Source organism: Pseudescherichia sp., from assembly GCF_031979925.1.
Lineage (GTDB): Bacteria > Pseudomonadota > Gammaproteobacteria > Enterobacterales > Enterobacteriaceae > Pseudescherichia.
Genome location: NZ_DALZFB010000010.1, coordinates 19,699 through 33,249, shown reverse-complemented (window position 1 = coordinate 33,249; position 13,551 = coordinate 19,699). Strand labels below are relative to the sequence as shown.

At 52.3% G+C, this 13,551-nt stretch carries 14 protein-coding genes and 1 other annotated feature; of the genes, 5 read left to right on the top strand and 9 right to left on the bottom strand.

Features of this window, described 5'->3' with window-relative positions; genetic code table 11:
* Window positions 1–16: 16 nt before the first annotated feature.
* The 5 genes from RTM13_RS15935 (at window position 17) to wzzB (ending at window position 6,243) form a co-directional block, all read left to right on the top strand.
* On the top strand, window positions 17–892 hold the full coding sequence (locus RTM13_RS15935; protein ID WP_312213141.1) for a glycosyltransferase family 2 protein: 876 nt from the start codon (window positions 17–19) through the stop codon (window positions 890–892).
* A gap of 130 nt (window positions 893–1,022) precedes the next feature.
* The gene (locus tag RTM13_RS15930) at window positions 1,023–2,123 is read left to right on the top strand and encodes a glycosyltransferase family 4 protein (RefSeq protein ID WP_312213139.1); all 1,101 of its coding nucleotides are present in this window, start codon (window positions 1,023–1,025) and stop codon (window positions 2,121–2,123) included.
* Window positions 2,124–2,224: 101 nt separating this feature from the next.
* A complete protein-coding gene (gene gndA, locus RTM13_RS15925) occupies window positions 2,225–3,631 on the top strand; it encodes an NADP-dependent phosphogluconate dehydrogenase (protein WP_312213137.1) in 1,407 nt (468 codons plus the stop codon).
* Window positions 3,632–3,859: 228 nt separating this feature from the next.
* A complete protein-coding gene (gene ugd, locus RTM13_RS15920) occupies window positions 3,860–5,026 on the top strand; it encodes a UDP-glucose 6-dehydrogenase (RefSeq protein ID WP_312213135.1) in 1,167 nt (388 codons plus the stop codon).
* A 233-nt stretch (window positions 5,027–5,259) separates the two neighbouring features.
* Complete coding sequence (gene wzzB / locus RTM13_RS15915; protein ID WP_312213133.1) at window positions 5,260–6,243, top strand: LPS O-antigen chain length determinant protein WzzB; 984 nt, start codon at window positions 5,260–5,262, stop codon at window positions 6,241–6,243.
* A 50-nt stretch (window positions 6,244–6,293) separates the two neighbouring features.
* On the opposite strand, the gene hisIE is transcribed toward wzzB, so the two are convergent.
* From hisIE to hisL, 9 genes are all read right to left on the bottom strand, one after another.
* Entirely contained in the window at window positions 6,294–6,908 is a 615-nt protein-coding gene (gene hisIE, locus RTM13_RS15910; protein WP_312213131.1) for a bifunctional phosphoribosyl-AMP cyclohydrolase/phosphoribosyl-ATP diphosphatase HisIE, read from the bottom strand.
* Window positions 6,902–7,678 (bottom strand): imidazole glycerol phosphate synthase subunit HisF, encoded by a 777-nt coding sequence (hisF, locus tag RTM13_RS15905; RefSeq protein WP_312213129.1) that lies wholly within the window; start codon window positions 7,676–7,678, stop codon window positions 6,902–6,904. Before hisF ends, hisIE begins: the two co-directional genes overlap by 7 nt.
* Window positions 7,660–8,397: a 1-(5-phosphoribosyl)-5-[(5-phosphoribosylamino)methylideneamino]imidazole-4-carboxamide isomerase gene (gene hisA / locus RTM13_RS15900; RefSeq protein WP_312213127.1), complete on the bottom strand. Its 738-nt coding sequence runs from the start codon at window positions 8,395–8,397 to the stop codon at window positions 7,660–7,662. Before hisA ends, hisF begins: the two co-directional genes overlap by 19 nt.
* Complete coding sequence (gene hisH, locus RTM13_RS15895; RefSeq protein WP_312213125.1) at window positions 8,397–8,987, bottom strand: imidazole glycerol phosphate synthase subunit HisH; 591 nt, start codon at window positions 8,985–8,987, stop codon at window positions 8,397–8,399. The genes hisA and hisH overlap by 1 nt, the downstream gene beginning before the upstream one ends.
* The gene (gene hisB, locus RTM13_RS15890; RefSeq protein ID WP_312213124.1) at window positions 8,987–10,054 is read right to left on the bottom strand and encodes a bifunctional histidinol-phosphatase/imidazoleglycerol-phosphate dehydratase HisB; all 1,068 of its coding nucleotides are present in this window, start codon (window positions 10,052–10,054) and stop codon (window positions 8,987–8,989) included. The genes hisH and hisB overlap by 1 nt, the downstream gene beginning before the upstream one ends.
* On the bottom strand, window positions 10,051–11,112 hold the full coding sequence (gene hisC, locus RTM13_RS15885; protein WP_312213122.1) for a histidinol-phosphate transaminase: 1,062 nt from the start codon (window positions 11,110–11,112) through the stop codon (window positions 10,051–10,053). The genes hisB and hisC overlap by 4 nt, the downstream gene beginning before the upstream one ends.
* Complete coding sequence (gene hisD / locus RTM13_RS15880; protein ID WP_312213120.1) at window positions 11,109–12,413, bottom strand: histidinol dehydrogenase; 1,305 nt, start codon at window positions 12,411–12,413, stop codon at window positions 11,109–11,111. Before hisD ends, hisC begins: the two co-directional genes overlap by 4 nt.
* 5 nt (window positions 12,414–12,418) lie before the next feature.
* Window positions 12,419–13,318: an ATP phosphoribosyltransferase gene (hisG, locus tag RTM13_RS15875; RefSeq protein WP_103819178.1), complete on the bottom strand. Its 900-nt coding sequence runs from the start codon at window positions 13,316–13,318 to the stop codon at window positions 12,419–12,421.
* A gap of 35 nt (window positions 13,319–13,353) precedes the next feature.
* Window positions 13,354–13,477: a sequence feature (His leader region), on the bottom strand.
* The gene (gene hisL, locus RTM13_RS15870; RefSeq protein ID WP_001364200.1) at window positions 13,453–13,503 is read right to left on the bottom strand and encodes a his operon leader peptide; all 51 of its coding nucleotides are present in this window, start codon (window positions 13,501–13,503) and stop codon (window positions 13,453–13,455) included. Its footprint overlaps the feature before it by 25 nt.
* Window positions 13,504–13,551 lie beyond the last annotated feature (48 nt).

The window sequence follows — 13,551 nt, the reverse complement described above, 5'->3', positions numbered from 1 at the left end:
TATTAATGAGGCTCCAGTGATTAGTTCTGTAACGGTAACCTACAATCCTGATATAGCATGCTTGAGGAATCAACTCCAGTCTCTGGTTGGACAAGTCGATTGTTGTATTATTGTAGACAATGGTTCTTTGAATATTGTAGAAATAGAAGGGTTACATAAAGAATTTAGTTTTGATCTGATTAAGTTAGAAAAAAACTTTGGTCTGGCTTATGCGCAAAACGTTGGCATTAATCATGCAATTGAAACTAAAGGTGCTGATTATCTATTGCTGCTGGATCAGGATAGTATTCTAGAACCTAAGTTTATTAGTAATTTGTTATCAGTATACCAACAAAATAATGTCGGTATATTGGGAGCTTCATTCTACGACCCTAATAGCGGTGAAATCTATCCAGGTACTTCTTATAACGGGCCATTTATTAGCCGGGTACCCGTACAAGAGTTCTCTGAAGTTACCTTTGTCATCGCCTCTGGCTCCTTCTTTTCAAGCGATGTTTTCAAAAAAGTGGGTGGAATGGAGGAGCAGTTATTTGTTGATTACATCGACGTCGAATGGTCGTTACGGGCTAAAAGCATGGGATTTGCAGTTGCCATGACAAACAAGGCGAAAATGGCACATACCATTGGCGATGCAAGACTAAAAATTCTAGGTAGGACGATCTCTGTACATAGCGCATTGCGTCGTTACTATCTTGTAAGAAATAGTTTTTTTATGATTCGACTGCCTTATGTTCCGGCGGGTTACAAAATCCGCGAAATGTTCTTGAATGTTTTACGGGCAATCATCTCTATTTGCACTAATAAGAATAAAAAGCATATATGCAAAATGATTCTGGCTGGGTTACGTGATGGCTTAAAGAATCAGTATGGAGAGTATGCTTCAAAGCGGTAATTTCCTTATGCTTCGCTTTACCCTAAGCACTATTTCAAGCTGGCAGAAATTATAGTATTGTGCAGCGCGCTATTTATTATGCAGATCTAAGCTAGTTATTCACAAATATTTATTGAGTGTTTTATTACTTATGCAGCAGAAAATCAAAATATTGCATGTGCAATTGCTTCCATTATTGAGTGGTGTGCAACGGGTCAGCCTTAATGAAATAACGCACCTGGAAAATGAATTTGATTATTCTTTAGTCTGTTCTAATGAGGGGCCTTTGACTGAAGTTTTATCAGCAAAAGGCATTCCTTGTTATAGCATTCCTCAATTTTGTAGAGAGCTATCAGCTTCAAAGGATTTAAAATCACTCATTAACTTATTTAAGTTAATTCGGGCAAAGAATTTTGATGTGGTCCATACCCATTCATCTAAAACCGGAGTGCTTGGGCGTATTGCAGCGAAATTTGCTGGCGTTCCGAAAGTTATTCATACCGTACACGGTTATGCTTTCCCTGCGGCAACGTCGAAAAAGTCATATTATCTATATTTCTTTATGGAGTGGCTTGCAAAGTACTTCACAGATGAACTTATCGTTCTAAACGAAAAAGATAGGGCCATTGCAATAGAGAAATTAGGGTATACACCAAAACGAGTTCATATTATACCAAATGGAGTCGATACCGATAAATTTGTTCCAGCCTTGAGCATCCGAGCTGCTGAGCAGATCAATATCATTATGGTTGGTAGACTGTGGCCGCAGAAAGATCCTAAGACGCTTTTTTTAGCCGTAAAAAAACTCCTTGATGAGAATATAAACATCACCGTTACTTATGTAGGCGATGGTGAACTTATGGAAGAGTTGAATACGTTAGCCGCAAACTATTCTGGCAAAATTATCTTTTTGGGATGGAAAGATAATATTGCAGAGATTCTACCTCAGCATAATTTATTTGTTCTGCCTTCGCTTTGGGAAGGTATGCCGCTAGCGATATTAGAGGCTATGAGTTGTGGCCTGCCATGTCTGGTAACAAATATACCTGGGAATAATGACCTTGTTAAAGATGGGTATAACGGATTTCTATTTGAAGTCGCAGATCATGAGAAATTATCCTTACTGATTAAAAAGTATTGCCAAAATCCTGATGTCTTGTTGCAACATGCTGAAAATGCCAGGAGCTATGTCCAAAAGCATTATACGCTCGAAGCGCGCAACAAAGCTGTAAGTAAAATTTATAGAGGTTAATATTGTCATTGTAAAATGTTAGCAATATCTAATATATTTATAGATATTTATTAACAGCCGAATATTTAGCCAGTAGTTATCGTAACTGACAGGAGTATGTAATGTCTAAACAGCAGATCGGCGTTGTAGGTATGGCCGTAATGGGCCGTAATCTGGCTCTTAATATTGAAAGCCGTGGCTACACCGTTTCCGTGTTCAACCGCTCTCGTGAGAAGACCGAAGAAGTGGTTGCCGAAAATCCTGGCAAAAAGCTGGTGCCTTATTACACCGTGCAGGAGTTCGTTGAATCTCTTGAAACGCCTCGTCGTATCCTGCTAATGGTGCAAGCGGGCGCAGGCACGGATGCTGCCATCAACTCCCTTAAACCTTATCTGGATAAAGGCGACATTATCATTGATGGTGGTAACACCTTCTTCCACGACACCATTCGCCGTAACCGCGAACTTTCTGCTGAAGGCTTTAATTTTATCGGAACCGGTGTTTCCGGCGGTGAAGAGGGGGCTCTGAAAGGTCCATCCATCATGCCTGGCGGTCAGAAAGAAGCATACGAGCTGGTTGCTCCGATCCTGACCAAAATTGCTGCAGTAGCGGAAGACGGCGAACCGTGCGTGACTTACATCGGCGCTGACGGTGCCGGTCACTATGTTAAGATGGTACATAACGGTATTGAATACGGTGACATGCAGCTGATCGCTGAAGCCTACTCGTTGCTGAAAGGCGGCTTGAACCTCTCTAATGAAGAGCTGGCTCAGACTTTTACCGAGTGGAATGAAGGCGAGCTGAGCAGCTATCTGATCGACATCACAAAAGATATCTTCACTAAGAAAGATGAAGAGGGTAAATACCTGGTTGATGTGATCCTTGATGAAGCAGCAAACAAAGGCACCGGTAAGTGGACCAGCCAGAGCTCCCTGGATCTTGGCGAGCCGCTGTCGCTGATCACCGAGTCCGTGTTTGCGCGTTATATCTCTTCCCTGAAAGAGCAGCGCGTTGCTGCCTCTAAAGTGCTGAGCGGTCCGCAGGCTCAGCCTGCCGGTGATAAAGCTGAGTTCGTTGAGAAAGTTCGTCGTGCGCTCTATCTGGGCAAAATTGTCTCCTATGCACAAGGTTTCTCTCAGCTGCGTGCTGCATCTGTAGAATACAATTGGGATCTGAACTACGGCGAGATCGCGAAAATTTTCCGTGCTGGCTGCATTATCCGCGCCCAGTTCCTGCAGAAAATTACCGATGCCTATGCAGAGACACCGGCTATCGCCAACCTGCTGCTGGCACCTTACTTCAAGCAGATCGCCGACGATTATCAGCAGGCTCTGCGTGACGTGGTTGCCTATGCCGTACAGAATGGTATTCCGGTACCGACCTTCGGCGCAGCTGTAGCCTACTACGACAGCTACCGCTCTGCCGTGCTGCCCGCTAACCTGATCCAGGCCCAGCGTGACTACTTTGGTGCGCATACCTACAAACGCACCGATAAAGAGGGTGTATTCCATACCGAGTGGCTGGAATAATCTGATTATTAATAAATTATTAAGCCCGGTTTAACCGGGCTTTTTTTATTTTATCTGATTGTAATTTGTTAAAAAGGGTATTTATCTGCAACAAATTATAAAGCTTATCTGAATATCCCTCAGTCGTATTGACACCTTAATCATACTGTCGTTATCGTTAAAGCCGCTCCACTCATTGGCCGTGCTGCTTTCAGGCACTACGTTCTTTAACGAGAAAAAGTCAAACGTATGAAAATTACAATCTCCGGTACGGGTTATGTAGGCCTCTCCAATGGTATTTTAATTGCCCAGAATCATGAAGTTGTTGCGCTGGACATTGTGCAGGAAAAAGTGGATCTGCTGAACCAGGAGAAGTCGCCCATTGCCGACAGGGAAATTGAGGAATATCTTAAAACTAAGCCACTCAATTTCAGAGCCACTACTGATAAATACGATGCCTATCGCGATGCAGATTATGTCATCATCGCTACGCCAACGGATTACGATCCAAAAACCAACTACTTTTGTACCACCAGCGTTGAAGCCGTTATTAAAGATGTTAATGAAATAAACCCAAAGGCGGTTATGGTAATCAAATCAACGGTTCCCGTTGGTTTCACACAAAAAATCAAAGAGTCGCTGGGCATTGATAACGTCATCTTCTCCCCGGAGTTTCTGCGTGAGGGGCGGGCGTTGTATGATAACCTCCATCCGTCGCGGATCGTCATCGGCGAACGTTCGCATCGTGCGGAGCGTTTTGCCGCACTGCTGGTGGAAGGGGCGATCAAAACTGATATCCCGGTTCTCTTTACCGACTCTACCGAAGCCGAAGCTATTAAGCTATTTGCTAACACCTATCTGGCGATGCGTGTTGCTTACTTCAACGAACTGGACAGCTATGCGGAAAGCCTCGGCTTAAATACCCGACAGATTATTGAAGGGGTATGCCTGGATCCGCGTATTGGTAATCATTATAACAACCCTTCCTTTGGCTACGGCGGTTACTGTTTGCCAAAAGATACCAAGCAGCTGGTGGCTAACTATAAATCGGTACCTAACAATATTGTTTCAGCGATTGTTGATGCTAACCGCACCCGGAAAGATTTTATTGCCGATGCTATTCTGGCGCGGCAGCCAAAGGTTGTGGGCGTCTATCGTCTGATAATGAAAAGTGGTTCTGATAACTTCCGCGCCTCTTCAATCCAGGGCATTATGAAGCGTATCAAAGCGAAAGGCGTAGAAGTCATTATTTATGAACCGGTGATGAAAGAGGAACGTTTCTTTAATTCACGTGTCGTAGCTGATTTAGCCGCCTTTAAACAGGAAGCTGACGTCATTATTTCTAACCGGATGGCAGAGGAGTTACGCGACGTTGCGGAAAAAGTCTATACCCGCGATCTGTTTGGTAACGATTAGCATTTTAAGCTTCAACCCGTTTTACGCGTCTAAGCCTGATTTCTTAATCAGGCTTTTTGTTTAAAAGTGTGTAAGTGGTTGACATGAGCTCATTTTTTGAGCTTTGAAAAATGTAGTGACATTAATGCAACATAGTGAAGTTGAATTACACTGAATCCTATAGAAAAAAATTACGCTAACGGTACACTACAGCTGATGTATCAATTATTTGCGCTTGGATCATAAAGGTTGCTATGACGCACAACGACGATAATCAAAGGTTTAAGGGAAGCAATAACTCAGAACAGATTGATTTTATTGATCTTTTATTGCAGCTATGGCGTGAGAAGGTAACAGTTGCGATTTTTGTTGCTATTACTGTGATCGCTGCTTTAATTTATGTTTTTGTTGCCCCACAAAAGTGGACATCTACTGCTGTGTTGACAATGCCTGATGCAGGTCAAATTACAGGATATACCAATGCTGCTAGCGTCTTAAACGGCGGCACTCCTGCTGATATTGATGAAATCCAGCATCGCGTCATTAATCGCTTTAATGCTGCTTTTTCTGCTCTTTCTGAAACTTTAGAAAACCAACAGGAACCTGAAAAGCTTACTATTGATACGGCAATAAAAGGCCAGCCGTTGCCGTTAAAGGTGACCTATCAGGGCGAATCTGCTGAAAATGCTCAGAAAACGCTGGCGCAATATATTCAACAGATTGATGAACAGATTGCTGACGAGCTAAACCTTGACCTTTCTGTTAATATTAAGTCAAGAACAACCGAGCTAGGTGCACTTCTGGCGACTCAGGAAAAGGTGGCCCAGGAGCAGAAAGATCTGCGTCTAAAACAGATCTCAGCAGCGTTAAAGGTGGCTCAGGAAGCAGAGATTAAAACGCCTCAAGTGCAGCAGACGCAGGAAGTGACTCAGGATACGTTATTCCTGCTTGGCGGGGAAGCTCTTGAGTCAATGATAAAAAATGAGTCGTCACGCCCGCTTGTTTTTGCTGATAACTATTATCAGATGCGTAAGAGCCTGCTGGATATTGCCCGCCTGAAACCCGATCCGACTAATATGCACAGCTACCGCTACGTGATGAAGCCAACCCTGCCGGTCTGGCGCGACAGCCCGAAACGTGGATTAACGGTGGTTCTGGCCGTACTCCTGGGGCTACTCCTCGGCTCAGGCTTCGTCCTTACCCGTAACGCGCTGCGTAACTACCAGCGAAGAGCGTAAATAAGCATAATAAAAAACCGGGCTTGCCCGGTTTTTTTATCTCTGAGGCACTACTTGTGCCGCGCTCTCAGGTTCTCAATAATCGCCGTCATATCCAGGTCCTGATCCTGCAACAGCACCAGCAGGTGGTAGATCAGATCCGAGGCTTCGTTCGTCAGCTCCTCGCGATCGTGAACGGTCGCTGCCAGTGCGGTTTCTACACCTTCTTCACCTACTTTCTGCGCAATACGCTTGGTGCCGCTGGCATAGAGCTTCGCCGTGTAAGAGCTGGCGGGATCGGCGCTTTTACGCGCCGCCAGCAGCTGCTCCAGCTGATAGAGGAACAGCCACTGATGGTTCTTCTCTTCACCAAAGCAGCTGGTGGTGCCGGTATGACAGGTCGGGCCGACAGGGTTGACCAGCACCAGCAGCGTGTCGTTATCGCAGTCCGGGGTGATACTGACCACGTTAAGCACGTTGCCGGAGGTTTCACCCTTGGTCCACAGGCGCTGTTTAGTGCGGGAGTAGAAGGTGACCAGCCCGCTCTCTTCGGTCTTCGCCAGCGCCTGCTGATCCATATAGCCCAGCATTAATACTTCCCCGGACACCGCGTGCTGAATCACGGCGGGCAGCAGCCCATCGGTTTTGGTCCAGTCCAGCAGGCTGCGTTGTTGCTCTGTTAACATATCCTTATCTCCACGCCCTGCAGTGCCAGGTACGCTTTCAGTTCACCAATATTAATAATTTGCTTGTGGAAGACGGAAGCGGCCAGCGCGCCGTCTACGTCAACATCCCGGAAGGCTTCCAGGAAGTGCTCCATGGTTCCTGCACCGCCGGAGGCGATCAGCGGAACATGACATACTTCGCGCACCTTTTTCAGCTGCGTCAGGTCATAACCGTTGCGCACCCCGTCCTGGTTCATCATGTTAAGTACGATTTCGCCTGCACCGCGTTTCTGTACCTCCTGCACCCAGTCCAGTGTCTCCCAGGTGGTGACGCGGGTACGGGTTTCGTCGCCGGTATACTGATTAACGTGATACTTGCCGGTGGCTTCATCAAACCAGGTGTCGATGCCAATCACAATACACTGCACGCCAAAGCGGTCGGCAAGGCGGGTGATCAGCTCAGGATCGGCTAGCGCGGGGGAGTTGATGGAGATCTTGTCCGCGCCGAAGGAGAGGATCTGTGCCGCATCGTCAACGGATTTAATCCCGCCCGCCACGCAGAAGGGGATATCGATCGCTTCCGCTACCCGCGAGACCCAGCTCTTATCTACGACGCGCCCGTCGCTGGAAGCGGTGATATCGTAAAACACCAGCTCGTCAGCACCTTCTTCAGCGTAGCGCTTTGCCAGCGGGACGATTTCGCCAATGATCTCATGGTTGCGGAACTGCACGCCTTTTACTACCTGGCCGTTACGCACGTCCAGGCAGGGGATTATCCGTTTTGCCAGCATTGGATCGCCTCCGTTACGTTAAATTTGCCTTCCAGAAGCGCGCGTCCAACGATCACGCCGCGGACGCCGGTACCGCGCAGGGCGGCGATGTCCTGTAGCCCACCGATGCCGCCCGAGGACTGGAAAGCGATCTGCGGATAACGTGCGCACACCTCTTCATATAGCGAGACGTTGGACCCGGCGAGGGTACCGTCGCGGGAGATATCCGTGCACAGGACGTGCTTCAGGCCAACAGGCTGATAAGTTTCAATGAGCTCCTCCAGCGAGACGCCAGAGTTCTCCTGCCAGCCGCTGACCGCGACCTGCTTAACGCCCTCGGCGTCAATGCGTACGTCGAGCGCCAGCACCAGCGCCTCTGCGCCAAAGCGTGTAAACCAGCCCTTAACCATCTCGGGAGATTTTACCGCTGTCGAGCCGACTACCACGCGAGCGACACCGGCTGCCAGCAGAGCAGCAACGTCCTCTTCCGTACGGATCCCGCCGCCGACCTGCACCGGCACGTTCACCCCGGCAACCAACGTTTTAATCAGTGGGATCTGCCGCTTAGCCGGATTTTTCGCCCCGGTGAGATCGACCAGGTGCAGCACTTCTGCGCCTTCCGCAGCATAGCCCTGCAGGCGGGTAAGCGGATCGTTGCCATAGTCGCGCTGTTGGGCATAGTCTCCCTGATGGAGGCGAACTACCGTGCCATCAATTAAATCTAAAGCCGGAATAATCATTACATCTCCAGGAAATTTTTCAGCAGCTGCGCGCCCGCCGCGCCCGAGCGCTCCGGGTGAAACTGGACGCCGTAGAAATTATCTTTCTGCACGGCGGCGGTAAAGGGCGCGCCGTAGTGACACTGGGCGATGGTCTGGGCATTCACCGGCATGGCATAGCTGTGCACGAAGTAGAAGTACGCCCCGTCCTCAATGCCGCGAAACAGGCGATCGCCCGCTTTCGGGTAGACGCGGTTCCAGCCCATATGGGGCAGCGGTAACCCGACGTCCTCCATCTTAACCACCGGCTCATCAATAATCCCCAGCAGCTCCACGCCATGGGTCTCTTCGCTGCGGCTGCCCAGCAGTTGCATGCCTAGGCAGATCCCGAGCACCGGCTGGGTGCAGGCCCGGATCAGATTGACCAGCTCGCGCTGATGGATCTGATCCATGGCGGCCTGCGCCGTACCCACGCCCGGTAAAAAGAGTTTATCCGCGCGCAGGACCACGTCCGGATCACGGCTTACCACCGGCGCGTAGCCGTGGCGGGCAATGGCGGATGTCACCGAGTGCAGGTTGGCGCAGCCGGTATCAAGGATCACCACGTTCATTACAGAACTCCTTTCGAGGAGGGAAGAGTATCACCTTCCACCCGGATCGCCTGGCGCAGCGTACGGCCAAAGGCTTTAAACAGGCTCTCCACGCGGTGGTGATCGTTCTTGCCCTTGGTTTTCAGGTGCAGAGTCACGGCCATGGTGTAGGAGAGCGAGCGGAAGAAGTGCTCAACCATCTCGGTAGTGAGATCACCTACGCGCTGGTAGGTAAACTCGGCTTTATACTCCAGGTGCGGACGCCCGGAGATATCCAGCGCGCAGCGAGCCAGGCACTCGTCCATTGGCAGAACAAAACCAAAGCGGTTGATGCCGCGCTTGTCGCCGAGGGCTAGCTTGAGCGCCTCGCCGAGCGCAAGGCCGGTATCTTCCACGGTGTGGTGATCGTCAATATAGAGATCGCCCTTAACCTGAATCTCCATGCGGAAGCCGCCGTGGGTGGCGATCTGGTCGAGCATATGGTCAAAGAAGCCAACCCCGGTGTTAATCTTGCTGCCACCTTCACGATCCAGCCACACCTTGACGTCAATCTGCGTCTCTTTAGTCTTGCGCTCGACGTGGGCATAGCGGTCGCGTTTGGTCAGCTGATCGCCAATGGCGCGCCAGTTAAGGGTCTCCCGATCGTAGCGCAGGCCGGTGATGCCCATGTTTTCAGCAAGGGTCACGTCCGTCATCCGGTCGCCAATCACGTAGCTGTTGGCCTTATCCAGCGCCTCATCAGCGAGGTAACCCTCAACCAGCTTCACCTTTGGCTTGCGGCAGTCGCACTCGTCGGCGGGCAGGTGCGGACAGATCAGCACTTCATCAAAAACTACGCCCTGGGAGGTGAAGATCTGCATCATCAGGTTGTGCGGGCCGGTAAAGTGCTCCTGTGGGAAGCTTGCCGTACCCAGCCCGTCCTGGTTGGTGATCATCACCAGCTTAAAGCCAGCGGCCTGCAGCTTCAGCAGCACCGGGATGGCGTCTGGCTCAAAAGCCAGCTTTTCAAAGCTATCGACCTGGAAGTCGCTCGGCGGCTCGCTAATCAGGGTGCCGTCACGGTCAATAAAAAGATACTTCTGGCTCATACTTGCTCCGCACGTAGGGCGTCAATGACGCGCTGGCTCTCTTCCCGGGTGCCGATGGTGATCCGCAGGCAGCCGCTTAAAGAGGGTTGTTTGTTCTGATCGCGTAGAATAATGCCCTGGTCCCAAAGGGATTTAAATACCGCGCTGGAGGCGGTGATGCGCGCCAGAATATAGTTAGTTTCTGAATCAAATACTGTTTCCACGCAGGGAATGGTGCGCAGCTGCTCGACCAGGTAGTGACGTTCATTAAGGATCTGCGCCACGCGTCCGCGCATGGCCTCAATGCCCGCTGGGGAGAGTGCCTGGGCGGCGATCTCGGCAACCGGCGTTGAGAGCGGGTAGGGGGCAATCACCTTCAGCAGCAGGGCGATAATCTCCTTGCTTGCGAGGGTAAAGCCACAGCGCAGGCCAGCCAGCGCAAAGGCTTTCGACAGGGTGCGCAGGATCACCAGGTGCGGATACTCCGCCAGCCAGCCGCTGAGCGTTGCCTGCGGACAGAACTCAATATAGGCCTCGTCGGCGATCACCAGCGCTTTACCGCGGGTCATCTCCAGTAGGGCGCGCATATCCTGCGGATCGATAATCTGTCCGGTTGGGTTGTTCGGGCTGCATACATAGAGAAGCTTCACCCCATCAAGGGCGTCAGCAATCCCCTCCAGGTTGAGCTGCCAGCCTTCCAGCGCCGGAACGGTGCGCGCCTCGACGCCGAAGGTCTCGGCGCTGACGCTGTACATGCCGTAGGTCGGCGGACAGTAGAGAATAGCGTCCTTGCCCGGCTCGCAGAAGGCGCGGATCAGCAGCTCGATGCCTTCGTCTGCACCACGGCTGACCAATACCTGCTCTGGCTGAACGTCGGCATAGCGGGCATAGCCTTCAATCACCGCTTTCGGCTGGCACTCCGGGTAGCGGTTGAGCGACGACTGGGTCAGCTCAAAGGCCACCGGGGTAGGGAACTCGTTGGCGTTCAGCCAGACGTCGCCTTTGCCCCCCAGGCGACGAGCGGACTGGTACGGCGTCAGGTTTCGCACGTTCTCGCGCGCCAGGTTTTCAATGCTCATGCTTGCTCCTTGAGGGCGTTAACGCGCAGGGTAACTGCATTCTTGTGGGCGTGCAGGCGCTCGGCCGCCGCCAGGGTCTCAATGGTCGCCGCCAGCGCAGAGAATCCCTCCCGGGACAGCTCCTGCACCGTCATGCGCTTCTGGAAATCCGCCAGCCCGAGGCTTGAGCTGGTGGCAGTATAGCCGTAGGTCGGCAGCACGTGGTTAGTACCCGACGCGTAATCACCCGCCGACTCCGGCGACCAGTCGCCAAGGAACACCGACCCTGCGCTGGTGATGTCGTCTACCAGGGAACGGGCGTCGCGGGTCTGAATAATCAGGTGCTCCGGGCCGTAGGCGTTAGAGATAGCAATGCACTGGGCCAGATCCTGCGCCACGATCAGTCGACTGGCGGCCAGCGCCTGGCGTGCGGTCTCGGCACGAGGCAGCTCGGCCAGCTGGCGTTCGACGGCCTCGGCGACCGCTTCAGCCATCTGCGTGTCCGGCGTCAGCAGGATCACCTGCGAGTCCGGGCCGTGTTCGGCCTGGGAGAGCAGGTCCGAGGCAACGAAATCCGGCGTTGCACCGCTGTCAGCAATCACCAGCACCTCGGAAGGACCGGCAGGCATGTCGATTGCCGCCCCATCCAGCCGCTGGCTCACCTGGCGCTTGGCTTCGGTCACGAAGGCGTTGCCCGGGCCAAAGATCTTATCCACCGCCGGGATCGAGTCGGTGCCAAAGGCCAGGGCGGCGATAGCCTGCGCCCCGCCAACCTTGAAGACCTCCTGCACGCCGCAGAGGCTGGCAGCATAGAGGATCTCATCGGCAATCGGCGGCGGCGAGCAGAGCACCACCCGCTGGCAACCCGCGATGCGCGCCGGGGTAGCCAGCATCAGCACCGTCGAAAAGAGCGGCGCGGAGCCGCCGGGAATATAGAGTCCCACGGAGGCAATCGGGCGCGTCACCTGCTGGCAACGCACGCCGGGCAGGGTTTCCACATCCACGGTTTGCAGCTTTTGCGCCTGGTGGAAGGTATCGATATTCTTCACCGCCACGGCCATTGCCTGCTTAATATCGTCTCCCAAACGCGCGCTGGCGTCGGCGATCTCCTGGGCAGTCACTTTGATCGCGCCGACTTCGGTTTTATCAAATTTGGCGCTGTAGTCACGCAGCGCATCATCGCCGCGTGCCTTAACGTTGTCGAGGATCTCCACCACCGTGCGGGTGATGCTTTCCGAAGCGGAGATAGCCGGGCGCATCAGCAGATCGCGCTGTTGCTCCGGGGTACAGCCGTTCCAGTCGATAACGGTATTGAAGCTCATGGTCATTACTCCATCATCTTCTCAATCGGCAGCACCAGAATGGAGCTGGCCCCCAGCGCCTTCAGCTTCTCCATGGTCTCCCAGAAGAGCGTCTCGCTGCTTACCATGTGCATCGCCACGCGCTGCTGATCCCCCGCCAGCGGCAGGATGGTCGGACGCTCGGCGCCCGGCAGCAGAGCAATAACCTCTTCCAGACGCTCGGTCGGGGCATGCATCATGATGTATTTCGATTCACGGGCCTGAATGACGCCCTGGATACGCGTCAGAAGCTTGTCGATCAGCTGCTGCTTGGCCGCAGGCATCTCGCCATCGCGCTGGATCAGGCAGGCTTTAGAGCGGTAGATGACCTCTACCTCACGCAGGCCGTTGGCTTCAAGGGTCGCTCCGGTAGAGACCAGATCACAGATGGCGTCGGCCAGACCGGCACGCGGGGCGACCTCGACAGAGCCGTTCAGCAGGCAGGATTTAAACGAGACCCCTTTCTGATCGAGGTAGCGCTTCAGCAGGTGCGGATAGGAGGTGGCGATGCGTTTACCGTCCAGCGCCGCCGGGCCATCCCACGGCTCGTCAACGGCAGTGGCCAACGACAGGCGGCAGCCGCCGAAATCGAGACGGCGCAGGGTAAAGTAGCGCGGATCTTCGCCCTGGGCGCGGCGGGTCAGCAGCTCCTCTTCCAGCACGTTCTCGCCGATAATGCCAAGATCCACCACGCCGTCCATGACCAGCCCTGGAATGTCGTCGTCACGCACGCGCAGAATATCGATGGGCATATTCTCTGCCAGCGCAATCAGGCGCTGCGTGTGCAGATTGATTTTAATGCCGCAGCGGGCCAGCAGTTCGCGTGAATCATCGCTTAAACGGCCAGATTTCTGCATAGCTATGCGTAAACGGGAGTTATCTAACATTCTGCTTATCCTCTTATCCTGCCTGAATTAGGTTCAAAAAAAAGCCCCCGGAAGTGGATCTTCCGGGGGCTTTTTCATGCGTTCATGCACCACTGGAAGATCCAAACGTCTTCCAGCACACATCGCCTGAAAGACTAGTCAGGATGATGGTGATGATGGTGGTGTTTAAATTGAACGCGTGTCATAAAATTCTCGATGAATGCTTATTCATGTCTTGTCAATTAACCTAAACC

Excerpts from the sequence above, each read along its gene's own strand:
- RTM13_RS15930 (WP_312213139.1), top strand. The coding sequence starts at position 1,023 with ATGCAGCAGAAAATCAAAATATTGCATGTGCAATTGCTTCCATTATTG.
- gndA (WP_312213137.1), top strand. The coding sequence starts at position 2,225 with ATGTCTAAACAGCAGATCGGCGTTGTAGGTATGGCCGTAATGGGCCGT.
- ugd (WP_312213135.1), top strand. The coding sequence starts at position 3,860 with ATGAAAATTACAATCTCCGGTACGGGTTATGTAGGCCTCTCCAATGGT.
- wzzB (WP_312213133.1), top strand. The coding sequence starts at position 5,260 with ATGACGCACAACGACGATAATCAAAGGTTTAAGGGAAGCAATAACTCA.
- hisIE (WP_312213131.1), bottom strand. The coding sequence starts at position 6,908 with ATGTTAACAGAGCAACAACGCAGCCTGCTGGACTGGACCAAAACCGAT.
- hisF (WP_312213129.1), bottom strand. The coding sequence starts at position 7,678 with ATGCTGGCAAAACGGATAATCCCCTGCCTGGACGTGCGTAACGGCCAG.
- hisA (WP_312213127.1), bottom strand. The coding sequence starts at position 8,397 with ATGATTATTCCGGCTTTAGATTTAATTGATGGCACGGTAGTTCGCCTC.
- hisH (WP_312213125.1), bottom strand. The coding sequence starts at position 8,987 with ATGAACGTGGTGATCCTTGATACCGGCTGCGCCAACCTGCACTCGGTG.
- hisB (WP_312213124.1), bottom strand. The coding sequence starts at position 10,054 with ATGAGCCAGAAGTATCTTTTTATTGACCGTGACGGCACCCTGATTAGC.
- hisC (WP_312213122.1), bottom strand. The coding sequence starts at position 11,112 with ATGAGCATTGAAAACCTGGCGCGCGAGAACGTGCGAAACCTGACGCCG.
- hisD (WP_312213120.1), bottom strand. The coding sequence starts at position 12,413 with ATGAGCTTCAATACCGTTATCGACTGGAACGGCTGTACCCCGGAGCAA.
- hisG (WP_103819178.1), bottom strand. The coding sequence starts at position 13,318 with ATGTTAGATAACTCCCGTTTACGCATAGCTATGCAGAAATCTGGCCGT.